We start from the raw sequence: 18,320 nt of genomic DNA, 5'->3' as shown, positions 1-18,320 counted from the left end.
TTATGCAGAAAATTATTTAATCAGAATAAAAAAAGCTACATAGAATAGTTTCTATGTAACTTTTAATAATCGATAAAGCCTTTTAATATTTGACATGTTAACGGACAATTCAATCTAGCAGATTTGCTTGATTGATTTAAACTTACTTTTGACAAAGGAATTCCATACCATAAAACTTCATTATCTATCATAATAAAAGGTTGAACTTGATCTTTTTTTATAAAACTTCTATTTTTTTGATTTTCATAATGAGACTCACTTATAAAGAGAATCGGTATCTCAACTTCATTGATCAGTTTTCGAATAGCCAATGACATCTCAGATAAATTTGGCATGGAAACAATTATTTTTTTCTTAGCATTTTTCAGGTCATTTACTAATTCATTTTTCAGATCGCTTGAATCATTTGAAAACAGTTTTAATCTCTTTGAAATACTCTTTGAAAAACACTTTTCAAACTCTTCCATACTTACTTTGTATTCATTATCTATTTGAAAATGAATTAACTTATTAATCGTCTTTTTTGAATTTGTTTTAGTTTTTATAAATGGAATATCTGCAATATGAATAAATTTGCCCCGAGCTCTAGTTAAAGCAACATTAATTAATCTTTCACTGTTCTGATCTGTAAGCAGCAACCCAGGAGAATATTGTGGTTTCGTATCAACTGAATCAAAAATGATTACGTCACACTCCGCTCCTTGAAATCGGTGAACTGTTGCGATTTGTATTGGTAATTCTCGATATTTTGTTTTCCCGATTATTTCTTTATGGAGTGCCGTAAGTAATTTTGCTTGTGCTCTATATGGCGTAACAATTCCAATTGACTTGACCCCATCTACTATACTTGAAAGAATACATTGAATGGCAATAATCGCAGACCCTAAATTATATCTAGAATTCGTATTTGAATCTTTTAGGGCATAGCATTTTAGAAATTGCGAATTTATTAAACTATTTGCTTGCATTGGAAATGGTCTATGTTTTGCGATTTCCTGTCTTTTTTTAACAGATGGATGGTCAAACACTAACGAATGATAAATTTCATTATTTGTAAATCCAGAGATGGCCGGATGCATTCTCCTTTGTTGATTCAGTAAAACTAAATTAATTAATGGTTTTCCATTTTCAATTTTTTGGACAATTCCTGTATGATGAAACAAATCTTCTTGTAGCCATTTTTTAACATATTCATTATGAAAGCATGATGCAATTGGCGGTAATTGTTTAAAGTCTCCACAAACTACAATTCGTTTTCCTAATGTTGAAGCAAAGGCGATTTGTGGTGTATATGCCATACTGATTTCATCCACAATCACTAAATCAAATTGGCGTAAATAGATTAAAGGATCAATTGTACATTTAGAAATAGTTGTTCCAATCACTTTTGCTTGATCAATCAATTCTTTTTCTTTTTCACGAACTTCTCCACGTATTTTATTTAACTTATTTTGAATTTTACTCAAATCATCTAATTCTTTTTTTGATGCTGCACCTCTTCTGGCCTTCCTTAGCATCGAGTGTTTTCGTTCATCTAAATTTTCCAACTCATATTGATTTATACTTCCACTTACTTCAACAAGCTTTGAAGAAAGGACATCTTCATGTTGTAATAACACTTCATCTTTTGTATAACCATAGCGGACAACCTCTCCACTTTTCCATTTATCTTTTTGTTCTAATTCATGAATCACATTTTTCATTAATACATCGACTGCAGCATTAGAATGAGCAATTACTAAAACTGACTTCTTTTTTTCATAATGTTTTAAAATAATATTTGTTAAATTATAAGACTTACCAGTACCTGGTGGTCCCCATATATATGTTGTCGCATTATAAAACGAACGATAAATTAGTTCCTGCTTTGTTGAATAATCTTTCTTCATTTTACTTAAATGTTTAGCAGTAGAATCAGCATTCATCAGCTTCATAATTCTACTTTGTTTACTGCGATAATCTTTTATTTCCTCAAGTCTTTCAATTAATTGATCTAAAAGCTCCCATGGTTCATTAAAAAGTTCAGCAAATGGAATCGTCGAAGTAATTTTTTCATTTAGTTTAATTTCAACTTGAGAGCCTTTAAATGACAATAATTCACCTTGATACTCTTGATTTTCTATTTTTATTCGAACCGGTGTTCCTTCTGGGACAAAAATTTCTGCATAAATCGTAAACAAAATAACCGTACTTTGTCCAATTTGATATAGCGGCGTCCCTTTTGAAAGCGTGTAACTTCTCCCACCATGAAATTTTAAATAATTTCGTTCGGCTTCAATTGCAGTTTGCCATTCAGTTATTAACTTTTTTACGTCGTTTAGTGTATTTACAATCATTTATTTCACCTTATTAACTTTGAAATTGATCGTTAAACATCTCTTTTTAGTCAGCGTTAGTGCGTTACTTTTTAATTTTTCATATCCACTTAACACACACTTAACTATAATAGAAAGTTTAAACATTTTTAGTGATTTACTTATCATACACCAGTTCAAATAGTTTATTAAATGATTACACCCAATCTAATAAAATATAGTTGATTTTTTCAGTAATATTCACATTCTGTACCTATGACTCTACACAGATAAAAAAGGAGAATAATTTCATTTTGAAATCATTCCCCTAAAATAGTATGTAAATATAAAAATATTTTCTTCAGTCGTATTAAACCTCAGATACCTTAGACCTTAGCTAAGCGTTTTTCAAAATCAGCCTTAAATAGCAGAATTCCATCAATATTTAGAGCAAAATCATGGTCACTGATATTAAAATTTGTGATAAATTCACCAGATCTCTCACGTACCATAATTGTCGGACGTATGTTATCTCCAATATCTTCCTGAGTTACACCACTTCCATAAAAATACCAGTTCGTTTCAGTAGGCTTATTTTCTGCATTTTTAGATAAGTCATTTTTTATTATTTCGCACATCGTAACCATGAAATCTTCATTAAGATTCATGATTTTTCCATAATCACTATTAACAGTTAGATCAGCATCCCCATACCAAATATTTCTACTTGTTCTCTGATTTTCATTTGAGGAATACGTTTCATCAAACAAACTTTTCATGATCAATACCTCCTTGTAAGGTAGTTTTAAATAGTATAAAGTGTTTATTTCCACATATTGTTAATTTTAATTTAAAATTAATGTCAAAAACAATACCAATACTACATCACTAATGTTTTCATAATTTTTTATTTAAATAATTCTCCTAAATAATACGGCATTTGTTTTCGCCACCACACCCAATCATGCGAAACATCCTCACCCCACTCATCAAACCAAGCTTCAATTTGTTTTTCTTTAAAAGCCTTTTTTAATGTAAAGTATGAAGGCAGTCCTTCTTGTTCCCAATCACCTAGCCCGGTGCAAATTATGATATCTGCTGAACGGTATCGATCAATAAACCAACCGTCATTTTGATTCCATATGTAATCACTTGGTGAATTTTGGTATACAAGAGGATCATTTCCGTAATCCCCAAAAAAGAAACGCACATCGTAAACACCGCTTAGTGCAACGGTTGTTTGGAAAACATCCGGATGCCTTAGGAAAAAGTTCAATGCATGATAGGCCCCCATACTACAGCCAGTTGTCATCATTGAATCAAACCAACCTGTTTTATGTTTAATAAAAGGAATAGCTTCTGAAATGACATATCGGTCATATGCTTCATGAGCTAATGCTCGATCATGTACCGATTTTGAGTCGTGTAGCCAACTTTCGCTATCGATCGTAGACAGTGTAAAAAACTGAACTTTGCCCGATTCAATAAAGTCACGGCACACATCAATCATTCCAAAATTATAGTATTCAAAATGCGTCCCCCCAGAGGAAGGAAAAACTAGGATTGGCATGCCACTGTGTCCATATCTGTTCAACTGCATTTCTCGTCCTAATTCCCCACTCCAATGGCTTAAATGTTCTATATTCATAGATAAATCTCCTATCTTTATACGTTTACAATGCTGCAATTTTTTCGTTCATGTACAAAACGTATGATTTCATCGACTTCTTCTTGAGAATCTGCATTAATCGCATAAAATTGATTTCCTTGTAGTTCAGCAAACGCATCTGGAATACGCTTTTCAAACTTCACTTGCCCACCAAATCGTTCATAAATTGCATTCGTATCATGGTTATACTCATACGCATCACGCTGGGTTATACCAACACAAAACTCGTTTTTAACATCGGGTTCCTTAAATTCTCCTCCTGTCACAATTGAGGCATACTGAGCAAATAAATCAATGGAGTACGCGAAATTGTACATATCAATCGTATAACCGCCAGCTAAGCGATTATTATATTCAAGTGCAACATAATCCCCATCTTCTAATTTAAAAAATTCAATATGGAAAAAGCGTTCTTTCATCCCAAAAGCTTTTACAATTGATTTACCATAATTTTCGAGCTTTGGATCAATCTCTTTTTGAATAATATAAGCTAAGTCCAACTGACCTTTTACAAGTTCTAGAGTTGGTACATTATATGTAAAACTTGTTTGGAAAACAATATTCCCTTTCTGATCAATTAAACCATCAAATGTACAAAGCGTTCCTCCTTCCACATATGGTTCAATGAAATACACATGTGTCTCATCCCATACTTCTTCAAAATGAAGTACAGCTTCTTTGGAGCATAATTTAAAGGTTGCAGCTGTTCCAACACCATTATCCGGTTTAGCAATAACAGGCAGTCCTAATTCATTAATGGCTTTCGTTAAATCATTTTTAGTTTTAACAACTTTTCCCTCTACAACTGGCACACCTGCTTTTTTAAACAGTTTTTTCATTTCAGATTTATATTTAACTTTTTTCAAATCACTTGGTTTATTACCGTATACATTAAATTGCTCACGTAGTTTGGCATCAAGTTCTAACCAGTATTCATTATTCGATTCAATGCGATCAATCGGACCATGTTTATAAAATAAAAATGCAACAGCCCGTTTCACTTCATCTAGATCTTCTAAATTATTCACTCGATAATATTCTGTTAATGCATTTTGTAATTTCGGACCTAATTGGTCATATGGCTCTTCGCCAATACCTAATACATTAACCCCTGCGGCTTTTAAGCGATAAGCAAATGCCTGGAAATTCTCTGGATAATATGGAGAGATCAAAATATAATTCATAAATATGCTCCTTTCTTACTATCAAAAAATTTAATATTTATTTCACATTAAAATTAATGTAATTCTCTTTAAATAATGTAATAAGTATGTAAGTCAAATATCATTTTAGGGATTCATTCAAGACCAATTCTCACTTAAGAAGCGTAAACATTCTGGTAAGTGTTTTGCCCAAGCTTTTTCATCATGTACTTCATCTGCAAAAATATTTAAACAAATGTGATCAATAGGAATAGAACCTTTTATCAGTTGTTTATAATATTTAAGCGAGCAATCGATATAAGCTTGCTTCATATTTCCATACATGAATTGTCGATCAGTATCATCGCCTTCTTGGGTACCAACTTGAATATACACTCGTTGTTCGGGATCCAATTCTCTACTTGCAATAAATTGATCAAATGCTTTACTTGTAATCCAATTTGCTAAAGAAAAAATACCTAAACAACCAATTTGATTTTTATATTCAACACCCATAAATGCCGAAATATTCCCACCAAGTGAACTACCAATCACCGCTGTATGGTATTTATCCGATTTCGTTCGATATTGTTTATCGATAAACGGCTTAACGACTGTCATCACAAAATTAGCAAACTCCGCGCCTTTCCCACCTAATTCATAATCTTCAGGAAGTGGGCTTTCTGTAATTTTCCAAGGCGTATATTCATTAATTCGATCTTGTCCACCGTTATCAATCCCAACAACGATCATCTTCGGTAAATCAGGATTTCGTTTAATTGCTGGAATCACTTTCCATGAATACCCGCTATAAGATTCACTACTATAGAAAATATTTTGACCATCATGCATATAAACAACTGGATAATGTTGATCCTTGTCTTCTTCATAATTTTTCGGCAATAAAACACGCACGCGACGTTTTTCATTTTTATAAGACATTTGTAATTGATGTGTTTCTATTTTTAAATAAAAATAGGATTGATTCATTTTTAACTTCCTCGCTCCTTTGAACTTACTTGAAAAATACAACTTCTTAATGAATAAGTGATTGATTAATATAAATCACACGAAATGCCTAAAAAATTGTTTTTCAGCAGATACCTTATTGCCTGAAAAATTATTTTGTAATTAATTCAACGAAAATAGATTAGATTCCTTCTTGCACAATCATGTTAAAAAATGATATAGAGAATAATAGATAAATGAATATCCTCTTTTTCACAAGTGAGATAGTTTACTAAGGAAATAAGGAAATAAGGTTATAAAATTAGCATTTTGAACAAGATTGGGAATTTAGATGATGAACAAACCGTTCTTTTAAGGTTTAGATAAAAATTTCTGAATTAAGTAGGGTTAACAGATTAAAATGGGGGTAAGAAGAAATGATCAGAGAAGCTACTCAACATGATTTAACAGATATTTTAGAAATCTATAACGATGCCGTACTTAATACAACTGCCGTTTATACATATAAACCTCAAACACTTGAGGGCAGACAAAATTGGTTTGAACAAAAGATGAATGAAGGATTTCCGATACTAGTCTTCGAACTTGACCAAAAAGTCGTTGGATTTGCTACATTCGGTCCTTTTAGAGCGTGGCCGGCTTATAAATATTCGATTGAGCATTCAGTTTATGTAAATAGTAACTACAGAAAAAAGGGGATTGCCACTTCATTAATGAAAGAATTAATCTCCATTGCCAAAGAAAGAGAGTACATGACTTTAATTGCTGGAATTGATGCAGATAATGAAAAAAGTATTGCTATGCATAAAAACTTAGGATTTGTCTATTCAGGCACAATTAAAAAAGCAGGCTATAAATTTAATAGATGGCTTGACTTGTCCTTTTATCAATTAGAACTTGGTGGACCAAAGAATCCTACAGAAGAATAATTTAGTAGTCTATTAGGGGTATGTTTTTGATCAAAACATACCCCCTCTAAATCGTTCTATTTTATCTCTAAAGCAAAAGCATAAAAGGCATCACCATGTGATAAGTGCTTATCTTTTTTATCCACCCACCAAACTCCATATGAATAATAATATACTCCTTTATTAATAGGTGCTGAAAATTGATTCTTCACTAATAATATTTCACTTTCTTTATTATTATTGATTTGAGTTAAGTGGATTTCATTTGGTTTCGGAGTATATTTCATATTAATTTTAATGGTTTCTCCTGGTTTTACTTCAATCGGCTTTTTCCCCTCTAATAGATTGACCGGTCCTGCTGTATCAGCACATTCACCTTTTCCTTTCGTAATCCAACAATAAGAACCTAACTTTGTATCATAAGTTTGATTCTCTACTTGTACCATTGTTTTTGGAGGTTTATTACCTTTTAAACCATTATTTGCTGAACATCCAGTAAAAATGAGAAAGAAAAAAATTATCGCAACACTTAACCATTTTGACATAATGGCCACTCCCTCTTTTTTGGTTTAGATTTTAATTAATAGTCACTCATTTTCAGTTTTTACAAACTTTAAGAAGGTACCGTCCTCTTGTTTTACAATCATGACTTTTGAGTCCTTACTCGATAAATAAATTTTATCGCCAACCTTTAACATATTAGAGGAAAAATTGACTTTTGGAATCGTATGATTATTAACAACTTCTTGAACTTCACCAATTTGGTCTTTCAGTTTAACTTCCTTATTATGTAAAATTCCTTCAAACCGATACTCCGCCCCATTTACTATTAATAATCCAATACTAGCATCTGCAGAAATACTTGTAGATTCGTTTGTATTACCTATGCTTTCTATTCGATCCTTTTTCATAGGTGAGTTCATAAAAATGGTAATTGCTAACAACAATAAAATCCCAAGTGAGACGAACGGTTTTCGAATTCGATTATCCCACCATTTGGAATTAGCTTTATTCCATATTTGATCAAATGTGACGGAAGGATTTTGTTGATCTAATTTCTTCTGAAGAGTTTGTTTAATCTCAGAAATAGGATTGTTTTCCACCATCAAGTTCTCTCCCTTTTCGTTTTTGTTCTACTTTAAACAATTCGTTTTTCGATAAACGATTTCTTAATTTTGTTAGTGCGTAATTAAGTCTTGATTTACATGTACCAATCGGAATATTTAGTGAGTCCGCCACTTCTTCTAATTTAAGTTCTAAATAATAATGAAGTACAATCACTTCCCTGCTCTTATTCGGTAATAAGTTTATTTCTTTCCATAGATGATCTTCCATTTCATTTTGTAAAATTGATTGTTCAACGTTTTTTTCGGCTAAAACATTATAATGAAAGCCGAAAAGTTTCTTAATTTTTTGTTTACGTAACATATTTCGTGTGATATTTACGGTTATTCGATAAATCCAAGGTTCAATTGGTTTTGTCTGATCAAATAGATGGAATTTTTTTATCATTCGAATGAACGTCTCTTGTGTAATATCATCTGCCAGTACGTTTGATTTTGTTAAAAAGTAAGCAGTCCGATACACAAATGACGAGTGATTATTAAATAATTCTTCTAAACAATCTTTGTCAATTCTTTCAGGCACTAGTTCTCCTCCTTTCACCACTCACCCTATATACACTTAAAAACAGATTATAGTTCGGTTTTTTTAAAATTTTTATCTAAAATGACTAAAATAGTGTAGGAATAGTGTTAAAAACAGATGCAATTTTACGATTCCAAGTTTTTAAAATATTCATTCGATTAGTTATATAGTATGATAAGAATTAACTTAATTAAAGGTAGGTTTTTTAGAATGAAGGCAGTTCAAATTGATGAATCAAAGCATTTATTTATTGACGAATATCAAATGCCTCTTTTAGGTGAGAATGAACTACTTGTTAAAGTTCATGCTACGGCTATTAATCGAGCTGACTTACTTCAAAAACATGGTAAGTACCCTGTACCTAAAGGAGCTTCCCCGATTTTAGGTTTAGAGATGGCCGGGGTTGTCGAACAAGTTGGTGCTAATGTTACAAATTGGGAAATCGGAGATCGTGTTTGTAGCTTATTGCCAGGCGGAGGTTATGCGGAGTATGTTTCCATTCCTTCAGATTTAGCCATTTCAATTCCAGATCATTTTTCGTTCGAAGAGGCTGCCGCTATACCTGAAGTGTTTTTGACAGCTTACTTAAATTTATTTGAATTAGGTAGATTAAAAGAAAATGAAACTGTTTTAATTCATGCAGGGGCTAGTGGTGTTGGGACCGCTGCAATTCAGCTTGCAAGGGAATTTGGTGCAAGTTCAATCGTGACTGCTGGGAGTGACATGAAACTTGCAGCTTGTACTGATTTAGGTGCAAATTATGTGATTAACTATAAACAAGAAGATTTTAAATCTGTGGTCGGAAAAGTTACTAATGAAGTAGGTGTAGACGTCATTTTAGATTTTATTGGTGCATCCTATTTCCATCAAAACTTACAATCACTAAATACAAATGGTAGGCTCATTTTGATTGGTACAATGGGTGGGGTTAAAGTGAACGATATGAATCTATTACCATTATTGACAAAGAGAATTTCCATTATAGGTAGTACTTTGCGTTCACAAACACTTGAGCAAAAAATCTATTTAACGAATCAGTTCAAGAAAGATGTCTTACCACTTTTTACGAATCAGAAAATAAAACCGATTATCGATTCAGTGTATAGTTGGCATGAAGTGAATGAAGCTCATAGTCGAATGGAGAACAATTTAAATATCGGAAAAATAGTTTTAAAAATAGATTAATTATATAGAAGTCAAAGGGGATAATCATGGTACTATTCGGTTCAATTGTTAATGCGATCGCTATTATTTTTGGCTCTTTACTAGGCTTGTTTATTAAAAGAATTCCAGATCGAATGAAAAACCTAGTAACTCAGTCAATTTCTCTCGTAATTATCGTCATAGGATTTACTTTAGCTATGAAAACAAATCAAGTTCTAATCGTCGTTTTTAGCTTATCGCTAGGTGCAGTTGTAGGAGAATGGTTAGATCTCGAAAGTAAATTAGATCAATTAGGTCTATTCATCGAAAGTAAATTTCATTCTAAAAACGAAGGTTCAATTTCGAAAGGATTTGTTACATCGACTTTATTATTCTGTGTTGGAGCGATGGCTATACTTGGGGCATTAGATAGCGGACTTCGTCATAATCATGAAATCTTATATACAAAATCAATGATGGACGGATTTTTATCAATTATTTTAACTTCAACGCTTGGTATTGGCGTGTTACTCTCCGCTGTCCCAGTTTTAATCTATCAAGGATTCATTGCCATCTTTGCCTCATTTGTACCGAATCTTGTTACCCAGCATTTATTAAATTCAATTATTGCTGAAATTTCAGGTACAGGAGGAATTTTATTAATTGCTCTTGGTTTAAATTCATTAGGTTTAATTAAAATTAAAATCGGAAATATGTTACCGTCTATTTTATTTGCACTTATTATTGTTTGTTTCATACAGTTTTTCAAATAAGATTTATGTATTTTCTACAAACTAAAATGAGCCCTTTTACTGGGCTCATTTTTTAATCTAATTAATGAAATTTCTTTCTAAAATAACCTTTGTCTTTGTGATATAAGATTAACGCTATAATTAATACTACTGCAGCAATCCAAACAGCTTGATTCCCAATATATTTAGTGGAAAGACTTCCAAATAATGCGCCAAATGAAAAGGAAAGGATAATAACAAAAAACTCTTTAAATTTAGTTTTTGCTTCTTTGTCATGATTTACAAAGGCTGTATATGCTGCTTGTGAAGCAATTCTAATATTACCAGTTGTCATCGTTGAATTGTATGTCCATTTATCTAAATGGGTAAAAGTTGAAATTTGTAATGATGACACAAAGGAGATGCAAACTGTTACAACTAAATTAGGCACACTACTAGGTAATAATCCTACGATCAACAATACACAACATTCTAATAAGAGAATTGAACGTCTATAACTGTATAATAGTTCTCTTAACCGTGGATGTTTAACGGATTCTGCAACTAATACACCTAAAATAAAGGCTAGAATAGGTAGAATATAATCCACAGAGTTTTTCCATTTCCCAAATGATAGATTGATTGCCAAAAGAACAAGATTTCCTGTTTGTGCATTGGCAAATACACCATCTCTACTGATAAAAGTATACCCGTCTAAAAATCCACCTACTAAAGCTAATAATAATCCTAGATAAACTGAATTTGAAGATAATGATGGAATGATTTTTTGTTTAGATTTCAAACTAGTTCTCCTACTTCTATTACTAAGTTAGCTCAATCATAACACACTTATTATGTATAAAAATGTGAACAAAAATCCAACAAATACAATGAAAAAAGCAAAAAAAAGACGACCAAACCATACCTTTGATCATCTACTTCTTCTTATTTAATAATCTTAACCATATGATCCTCATCGTAAAATTCACCATTTACAAATAATGCTCTTTTTTCTGTACCAAAGCTTTCGAAGCCTACAGTTTTATAAAGTCTTTTTGCAGATTGATTTGATGAAATGACTGCCAGTTCAATTTGTAAAATTTCTTCAATCTCCATTGCATCTTGAATGGCTTGGCTTAAAACTTTTTTCCCTACACCTTTTCCTCGGTAATTTGGTGTAACATACATTCCCCAAATTGCTCCTTTATGCTTCATTTTTTCAGATCTTTTTTGGAAGAAGCCACAAACCCCAACAAGTACGCCTTTGTCAAATGCACCTATAATAAAATTATCAAACGTTTTAGGAAAATTATTTTTATGCTGTTCGAATGATTTTCTCTCATATTCAGCTAAACTTTCTCCGAATGCTTCTGGTGATAATGTTAATCCTTCACTTCTTAATCGAATAAAATCAGGTAAATCTTCAATTGTTAATTTTCGAATTTCCATATTTAATCTCCCTTCGAAGCTAAAAAAGCCTTAAATCAATTTACTTCATCTAAATATAACATATTATTCTGAAGTTTATGAATAAAAAAAGAACTGATCATATTCATTCACGATCAGTTCTTTCATTTTAAAAACAAACGATTGCAATCACTTTTCAACAGTCTGAAAGTTTAATAGAGACAAGTTTTAATTCAGTCATCTCTTGTATTGCATATTTTATGCCTTCTCTTCCATAACCACTTTCTTTTACGCCACCATAAGGCATTAAATCGACTCTAAATGTAGGAACATCATTTACAAGTACGCCTCCTACATGTAATTTCTTCGTTGCATATAGTGCTCTTTGTAAGTTGTTTGTATAGACACCAGCTTGTAATCCAAATCGACTATTGTTTACTTCTGTTATTGCTTCATCAAATTGTTCATATGAACCTATGACTACAACCGGGCCAAAAATTTCCTTACAAGATACATCACTGCTATTCTTTACGTTTGCCAAAATTGTTGGTTTATAAATTCGTTCATCTATACGATCGCCACCCGTTACTAGATCGGCTCCATCTTTAATTGATTGCTTTACCCATTCATCTATTCTAGCAACATCTTTTTTAGAAATCAGGGCACTAATATCTGTTTGAAGTTCTAAAGGAGAACCTATATTTAAAAGTTCAGTAGCATGTTTCATCTTCAATAGGAATTCATTATATAGTGTTTGGTGTACAAAAATTCTTTGTAAAGAAATACATACTTGGCCGTTATAAATAAAGGCTCCCCATACACAACGATTAATCAATTCATCAGTTAGCTGGACCCCTTCATCTATGATTAACGCTGAGTTTGATCCTAATTCTAATGTTACTTTTTTTAATCCTGCCTTGTTTTTTAATGCGATGCCGACTTCAGGACTACCGGTAAATGTGATTGCTTTCACGTCAGAATGTTTTACTAACGCATCACCGATTTCGGATCCCTTTCCAGTAATTAGGTTAAACGCACCTTTAGGTAAATCCGTTTTATCGATCATTTCAGCTAATGCAATAGCAGAAAGCGGAGTTTGACTAGCAGGTTTTAAAACAATTGTATTTCCTGCAGCAATTGCTGGACCAACTTTATGTGCGACTAAATTAAATGGAAAATTAAACGGGGTAATTGCACCAATAACTCCAACTGGCTCTCTGACAGTATATGTGACTCGACCTTCACCACCTGCTACTGCATCAAGAGGGATTGTTTCACCGTATATTCTTTTTGCTTCTTCAGCGGCTATTTTATAAGTTGCAATCGTTCGATCAATTTCACCTAAAGCAGCTTTTAGTGGTTTGGATGCTTCTAATGCTAAAATCTCAGCAAGTTTTGAACGATTTTGTTTAAACTGGTCAACTAATTGCTCTAGAATGATACTTCTCTCATATGAGCTCAAGCTTTCCATTTTAGTTTTCGCGTTATTTGCCGATCTAATTGCTTCTTCTAAATTCTCGATCGTTGCGACTGGTATTTCGGCTAAAACTTCACCAGAATGAGGGGCAACAAGTTTTTCATATTTAACCCCTTCCACCCAAGTTCCATCTATATAAAATTGCTTTTTCATTCTACTTCACCTCTGTTACAAGCTGACTAGCAACTTGATCTATTGATTGTTTTATAATATCTAATCCTTCATTTAATTCATCGTCAGAAATAATTAAAGGTGTTAAGAAACGAAGAACATTACTATGAACACCTGCGCTAAGAATAATGACTCCATTTTCACAACATTTTTTTGTTAATGCTGCAACAAACTCTTTTGCTGGTTGACCAGAATTAGGATCTATAAATTCGATTCCTACCATCGCTCCTAGTCCCCTAACATCATAAATAATTGGAAAATCATTCTTCAACTGATCAAAAAATGATCTAATTTTTTCTCCAATCGATCTAGCTCGAATCCATAATTTTTCACTTTCAATTTTTTCAATCACCTCAAGCGCTGCTACACAACCTAAAGGACTTCCGCCATAAGTTCCACCTAATTCACCAGGTGATGCCGCATCCATTATTTTTGAACAACCAGTCACTGCACTAATTGGTACACCTGCTGCAATTGATTTTGACATCGTGATTAAATCTGGTTCAATTTCAAAAATCGTTGATGCAAACAATTCACCCGTTCGCCCAAATCCTGTTTGAATTTCATCCGCTATAAACAAAATTCCATGTGACTTACAAATAGTATAGATTTCTTTTACAAATTTCTTTGGTGGAACAATAAATCCTCCTTCTCCTTGTACAGGCTCCATAATAACCGCAGCCACTTCTTCTGGTGACACATCTGTTAACAGAAAATCCTTAAATTGAGAAATACAAAAATTAATATATTCTTCTTCAGATAACTCTTTTGGTCTATTTGATAAATAAGGGAATTTAGCTTTATATGTAGCCGGAGCAAATGGTCCCATTTTATATTTATATGGTTTTACTTTACTTGTTAAAGACATTCCTAATAATGTTCGACCATGAAATCCTCGTGTAAACGAAATAATTCCTGAACGACCAGTGTACTTCCTCGCAATTTTAACGGCATTTTCAACTGCTTCAGCACCACTATTTAATAGAATTGTTTTTTTCGCAAAATCGCCAGGCGTTATTTCAGTTAATTTTTTAGCTAAATCAATATATGGCTTATACATTCCTACATGAAAGCAAGAGTGGATTAATCGCTCCGACTGATTTTTAATCGCTTGTACTACATTCTTTGGCGTATGTCCGACATTTAAAGTACCAATTGCTCCAGCAAAATCTAAAAATTTATTTCCATCAACATCCTCAACGATTGTACCGTTTGCTTTTTCTACAAAAACAGGCGTATTATTTCCAACACCATTTGGCACAAACTCATTCCGTAATTCAATGAGTTCTTTTCCCTTTGGCCCTGGAACACCTGCTGAGACATTAACAAATTTGCGATTATTGCTCATGCTAACTCTCCCTCTCATCAATATAATTTCATTTAAAATCTATGAATTTAGTAAATTATTAGCTTCATTACTAATATACTCGCTTTCAAACATTTAAGAATGAAATATAATTATCAAAAAGGGAAAAGCCACTCTGGAAAGTGGCATTTTATTTTATAACATTAATAATTCGCGAATGTCTTCTTCTGTTAAATTATACGAAGCTTTTCCATTCGTTTCGATAATTTCTCCTATTAATTGTTTTTTCTTCTCTTGTAGTTCATTCATTTTATCTTCGATTGTTCCTTTAGCGACTAGTTTGATCACTTGAACATCATTCATTTGACCAAAACGGTATGCTCGGTCCATTGCTTGATTTTCAACCGCAGGATTCCACCAATTATCATAAAGAATAACAGTATCAGCACCAGTTAAATTGAGTCCTACTCCTCCTGCCTTTAATGAAATTAGGAAAAAGTTATGTTCCCCAGCATTAAATCGATTGCATATTGATAATCGTTCTTCTGCCGGAGTTTGCCCATCTAGATAAAAAAATGGCTCTCCCATTATTGATAGTTCTCTGCCGATTAAATCTAACATTTTCGTAAATTGAGAGAATATTAAAACTCTCCTACCGGCTATTTTTGATGCCTCAATAAGTTGAAATAGTTGTTCAAACTTGGCTGAACTACCTTCGTAACCATCTATAAAGAGTGCAGGATGGCAACAAATTTGTCTTAAACGTGTTAAACCGGCTAAAATTTTAATATGATTTTTACCTAAAGTAAGTTTATCTACAGCTAAATGCTTTAATGTATCGTGTCGTAGTTTTGCTAAATATGCTGCATATAATTTTTTTTGTTCCGGTAACAACTCTACAGATTCCTTCGATTCGATTTTCTCAGGAAGTTCCTTAAGTACATCTTCTTTTAATCTTCTTAATAAGAAAGGTCGAACTCTTTTAGAAATTGTTTTCCTAGTTAAATTACTAAAATCTTTTAATCCCCCAAATAATTCAGGAAAAACTACATGATAAATTGCCCAAAGTTCTTCGAGTGAATTTTCAATTGGTGTACCTGTTAAAGCAAACCGTTGCTTGGCATTTAGCTTTTTAACAACTTTAGCTGTTTGAGTAAAAGGATTTTTAAAATTCTGTGCCTCATCAAAAAATACTGTATGAAACTTTTGCTTTTCGTACCACTTTATATCATTTCTTAACAACGAATAAGAAGTAATTAAAACATCGATGTTGACTAGTTCTTTTTGTATTTTTAACCTCTCATTTTTATTTCCATCTATGACAAGTGCTTGAATTTCCGGTACAAATTTGAATATCTCGCTTAACCAGTTATACGTTAATGCACTGGGACAAACAATTAGGATCGGTGTATTTAATGTACGGATTTCGTTTAATACGGATTGAATATACGTTAAACTTTGAATTGTTTTACCTAATCCCATATCATCAGCTAAAATTCCTCCAAAACCGAATTTAGCTAAATTCTTCATCCATTTATACCCAAAAATTTGGTAGTCTCTTAACCAATTTATTAAGGATTTAGGAACTTCTTCTATTAATTCATTTGGATTGATTAAACTATCATAAAAATGCTGCAAACGATCTTCAATTTTAAATAAACTAGTATCTTCCGCTGAATCTAAAAAATATAGACTATTTTTTATCGGTAAGTTTAATACACTTTCATAATCAAACTCTTGTTCAGGTACTGCATTTAAAAATCGTCTTATCTCTTGTAATTCTTTCGTTTCAAACGAGTACAAAGTACCATCTTGTAACCGATAATATTTCCGTTTCTCTTTAAGTGCTAATAATACTTCTTTGATTTGTTTTTCTGGAATGTCTAATTCAAACTTAAATTCCAACCAATTCGTTCGTTCTCTTTTTAAATTAACGCGTATTTGTGGTTTCTTACTTTCTTTAAAAATTCTATTTCGAACTGCACTCGTAGCATAAATTTCAGTAAGTTTTTCAAGTTTCGGTAATCTATTTCTTAAAAACTCGTATTCAAGTTCTTCATTTTGTAGGAAATAGCCACCTTCTGTTTTTGAAAAAGAACTATCTTCCATTAATTGTAGTATTTCTAATTCTTTTTCTTCATCTCTAATTAACGTTTTACTAGGTTGAATTTCTCTTTTATCTAGCGGATTAATCACGATGCGATCATAATGAAATTCGAGCCCTGCAAGTAATTTATTTTTTATACGATCTAAATATAGCTTTGCTCTTAACGGGGTTTCTGAGTACTGGTTTGATAATTTTGTAGGTAAATGCACCTTACCTAGTTTGATAAGCCCTGGAATTACTTTCTCAACGTAAAGGTGGATTTGATCTGTTGGAATATTTATTTTTTCATGTGCGGTATATTTAACAATTTGTTTTAATTCAACAAGTCGATTAAATTCTTCTACTTTTAGTTGATATATTTTCCCGCGATACAAGACTGTTGAATAAGCTTCTATTATTGTTAATTGCTCGATTCCATTGACAGTTAAAAAATATTGACCTTCTAATTGCTCTATTTCAAATTCCAATGGTAATTTATCTTCGGTAAATGAAATTCCATTAAATAGTATTCCATTTTCAATTATTTTGACGTTTTCCAAATCTTTAACTAAATTAATGAATTGGCTCCAAATGATCGGTGAAATGAACATATATTCTTTTTTCTTAGTTAAAGATCCATTAAACATTTTTTCATCATCTAACAATTTTATTAAAAGTTCCCATATACGATTAACTCCATTTTGTACACAGTGTAAATTAGGGTCAAATATACGATCAGCCGAAATTTCACTTGATTTCCCTTCTTTAACATCCTTTAAAAAGTTGCGTAGATTTTCAATTTTCTTTTTTTCATATGCCATGGCAATTCCAAGAATTTTTTGCCCTTTACCTATTTCAACGACTTCGCAAATAAACTCGAAATCAATTAGTTGCCGATCGTCAAAATGGTTTAATTGTCCGCTTTTACGAATCGTTTTATCTTGAAAAAGTTCTAAAATACCATTTGACTTATTTGTATCGGAATCTTCTATAAGAACATTAATTTCATTGAGATTCCCCTCATTTTTCTGCTGTTCAAAAATCGAAATTAAAACTGCAGCTATATGCTGACAATCCGTTTTAATTGAAGCTAGTTTAGGACAAGTGCACTGACAATAATAATCACCATTCTCTTCTTTTATTACTTTAACGGTAAAATCTTCATTTCCTATAACTGTAGCTGTACAATGATCAATAGTATATTTTTCGATTTGTACTTTATTTGCGCGATAAAAAGAGTCACCTCTTTTGAAGGAGACTGTACCGCAGCGTTCTTTTATGATTTTGTGATTTAATTTTATCTTCAATCTAACTGCTCCTTCCAAAATAAATAAAACGAATATAATTATATTACCATTAATTAATTATTT

At 32.1% G+C, this 18,320-nt stretch carries 16 protein-coding genes; 3 read left to right on the top strand and 13 right to left on the bottom strand.

Annotated elements, in window-relative coordinates; translation table 11 throughout:
• Positions 1-62 precede the first annotated feature (62 nt).
• The 5 genes from CN925_RS17720 to CN925_RS17700 form a co-directional block, all read right to left on the bottom strand.
• Positions 63-2,336, bottom strand: a complete 2,274-nt coding sequence (locus CN925_RS17720) for an AAA domain-containing protein (RefSeq protein ID WP_098848130.1) — start codon at positions 2,334-2,336, stop codon at positions 63-65.
• 344 nt (positions 2,337-2,680) lie between these two features.
• The gene (locus CN925_RS17715) at positions 2,681-3,073 is read right to left on the bottom strand and encodes a hypothetical protein (protein ID WP_098848128.1); all 393 of its coding nucleotides are present in this window, start codon (positions 3,071-3,073) and stop codon (positions 2,681-2,683) included.
• A gap of 128 nt (positions 3,074-3,201) precedes the next feature.
• Complete coding sequence (locus tag CN925_RS17710) at positions 3,202-3,942, bottom strand: esterase family protein (RefSeq protein WP_098848126.1); 741 nt, start codon at positions 3,940-3,942, stop codon at positions 3,202-3,204.
• A 17-nt stretch (positions 3,943-3,959) separates the two neighbouring features.
• Positions 3,960-5,147 (bottom strand): ATP-grasp domain-containing protein, encoded by a 1,188-nt coding sequence (locus tag CN925_RS17705; protein WP_098848124.1) that lies wholly within the window; start codon positions 5,145-5,147, stop codon positions 3,960-3,962.
• A 117-nt stretch (positions 5,148-5,264) separates the two neighbouring features.
• Positions 5,265-6,095, bottom strand: a complete 831-nt coding sequence (locus CN925_RS17700; protein WP_098848122.1) for an alpha/beta hydrolase — start codon at positions 6,093-6,095, stop codon at positions 5,265-5,267.
• A gap of 395 nt (positions 6,096-6,490) precedes the next feature.
• On the opposite strand from CN925_RS17700, the gene CN925_RS17695 reads away from it, so the two are divergent.
• Positions 6,491-7,003 (top strand): GNAT family N-acetyltransferase, encoded by a 513-nt coding sequence (locus CN925_RS17695; RefSeq protein WP_098848120.1) that lies wholly within the window; start codon positions 6,491-6,493, stop codon positions 7,001-7,003.
• A gap of 56 nt (positions 7,004-7,059) precedes the next feature.
• Here CN925_RS17695 and CN925_RS17690 read toward each other — a convergent pair whose 3' ends face one another.
• Genes CN925_RS17690 through CN925_RS17680 form a run of 3 tightly spaced genes read right to left on the bottom strand, consistent with a single transcriptional unit; the run spans position 7,060 to position 8,629 of the window.
• Positions 7,060-7,527, bottom strand: a complete 468-nt coding sequence (locus CN925_RS17690) for a hypothetical protein (protein WP_098848118.1) — start codon at positions 7,525-7,527, stop codon at positions 7,060-7,062.
• A 42-nt stretch (positions 7,528-7,569) separates the two neighbouring features.
• Positions 7,570-8,088, bottom strand: a complete 519-nt coding sequence (locus CN925_RS17685; RefSeq protein WP_098848116.1) for a hypothetical protein — start codon at positions 8,086-8,088, stop codon at positions 7,570-7,572.
• Positions 8,063-8,629 carry an RNA polymerase sigma factor gene (locus CN925_RS17680; RefSeq protein WP_098848114.1) on the bottom strand — a complete coding sequence of 189 codons (567 nt, stop codon included), beginning with the start codon at positions 8,627-8,629 and terminating at the stop codon, positions 8,063-8,065. Before CN925_RS17680 ends, CN925_RS17685 begins: the two co-directional genes overlap by 26 nt.
• A gap of 210 nt (positions 8,630-8,839) precedes the next feature.
• Between CN925_RS17680 and CN925_RS17675 the strand changes: the two genes are divergently transcribed.
• Positions 8,840-9,814, top strand: a complete 975-nt coding sequence (locus CN925_RS17675; RefSeq protein WP_098848112.1) for an NAD(P)H-quinone oxidoreductase — start codon at positions 8,840-8,842, stop codon at positions 9,812-9,814.
• A gap of 26 nt (positions 9,815-9,840) precedes the next feature.
• Positions 9,841-10,545, top strand: a complete 705-nt coding sequence (locus tag CN925_RS17670) for a DUF554 domain-containing protein (RefSeq protein WP_098848110.1) — start codon at positions 9,841-9,843, stop codon at positions 10,543-10,545.
• Between the two features lie 61 nt (positions 10,546-10,606).
• Here the strand turns inward: CN925_RS17670 and CN925_RS17665 are convergent, their stop codons facing one another.
• The 5 genes from CN925_RS17665 to CN925_RS17645 all read right to left on the bottom strand — a co-directional run bounded on the left by CN925_RS17665 (position 10,607) and on the right by CN925_RS17645 (position 18,257).
• On the bottom strand, positions 10,607-11,305 hold the full coding sequence (locus CN925_RS17665; protein WP_098848108.1) for a YoaK family protein: 699 nt from the start codon (positions 11,303-11,305) through the stop codon (positions 10,607-10,609).
• Positions 11,306-11,448: 143 nt separating this feature from the next.
• Positions 11,449-11,952, bottom strand: coding sequence for a GNAT family N-acetyltransferase (locus CN925_RS17660; protein WP_098848107.1), 504 nt, complete (start codon positions 11,950-11,952; stop codon positions 11,449-11,451).
• Positions 11,953-12,106: 154 nt separating this feature from the next.
• Positions 12,107-13,540 carry an aldehyde dehydrogenase family protein gene (locus CN925_RS17655; protein WP_098848105.1) on the bottom strand — a complete coding sequence of 478 codons (1,434 nt, stop codon included), beginning with the start codon at positions 13,538-13,540 and terminating at the stop codon, positions 12,107-12,109.
• A gap of 1 nt (position 13,541) precedes the next feature.
• Positions 13,542-14,906: a 4-aminobutyrate--2-oxoglutarate transaminase gene (gene gabT / locus CN925_RS17650; RefSeq protein ID WP_098848104.1), complete on the bottom strand. Its 1,365-nt coding sequence runs from the start codon at positions 14,904-14,906 to the stop codon at positions 13,542-13,544.
• A 153-nt stretch (positions 14,907-15,059) separates the two neighbouring features.
• Positions 15,060-18,257: a DEAD/DEAH box helicase gene (locus CN925_RS17645; protein ID WP_098848103.1), complete on the bottom strand. Its 3,198-nt coding sequence runs from the start codon at positions 18,255-18,257 to the stop codon at positions 15,060-15,062.
• Positions 18,258-18,320 lie beyond the last annotated feature (63 nt).

The sequence above is a fragment of the Bacillus sp. AFS055030 genome, assembly GCF_002574545.1.
Taxonomy (GTDB): Bacteria; Bacillota; Bacilli; order Bacillales; family Bacillaceae_G; genus Gottfriedia.
Note: the sequence above shows the minus strand (reverse complement) of the source record. Positions and strands in the feature narration are given on the sequence as shown.

What these genes read in the sequence shown, in the direction of transcription:
- CN925_RS17720 (WP_098848130.1), bottom strand. Translation starts at nt 2,336, where the DNA reads ATGATTGTAAATACACTAAACGACGTAAAAAAGTTAATAACTGAATGG.
- CN925_RS17715 (WP_098848128.1), bottom strand. Translation starts at nt 3,073, where the DNA reads ATGAAAAGTTTGTTTGATGAAACGTATTCCTCAAATGAAAATCAGAGA.
- CN925_RS17710 (WP_098848126.1), bottom strand. Translation starts at nt 3,942, where the DNA reads ATGAATATAGAACATTTAAGCCATTGGAGTGGGGAATTAGGACGAGAA.
- CN925_RS17705 (WP_098848124.1), bottom strand. Translation starts at nt 5,147, where the DNA reads ATGAATTATATTTTGATCTCTCCATATTATCCAGAGAATTTCCAGGCA.
- CN925_RS17700 (WP_098848122.1), bottom strand. Translation starts at nt 6,095, where the DNA reads ATGAATCAATCCTATTTTTATTTAAAAATAGAAACACATCAATTACAA.
- CN925_RS17695 (WP_098848120.1), top strand. Translation starts at nt 6,491, where the DNA reads ATGATCAGAGAAGCTACTCAACATGATTTAACAGATATTTTAGAAATC.
- CN925_RS17690 (WP_098848118.1), bottom strand. Translation starts at nt 7,527, where the DNA reads ATGTCAAAATGGTTAAGTGTTGCGATAATTTTTTTCTTTCTCATTTTT.
- CN925_RS17685 (WP_098848116.1), bottom strand. Translation starts at nt 8,088, where the DNA reads ATGGTGGAAAACAATCCTATTTCTGAGATTAAACAAACTCTTCAGAAG.
- CN925_RS17675 (WP_098848112.1), top strand. Translation starts at nt 8,840, where the DNA reads ATGAAGGCAGTTCAAATTGATGAATCAAAGCATTTATTTATTGACGAA.
- CN925_RS17670 (WP_098848110.1), top strand. Translation starts at nt 9,841, where the DNA reads ATGGTACTATTCGGTTCAATTGTTAATGCGATCGCTATTATTTTTGGC.
- CN925_RS17660 (WP_098848107.1), bottom strand. Translation starts at nt 11,952, where the DNA reads ATGGAAATTCGAAAATTAACAATTGAAGATTTACCTGATTTTATTCGA.
- CN925_RS17655 (WP_098848105.1), bottom strand. Translation starts at nt 13,540, where the DNA reads ATGAAAAAGCAATTTTATATAGATGGAACTTGGGTGGAAGGGGTTAAA.
- gabT (WP_098848104.1), bottom strand. Translation starts at nt 14,906, where the DNA reads ATGAGCAATAATCGCAAATTTGTTAATGTCTCAGCAGGTGTTCCAGGG.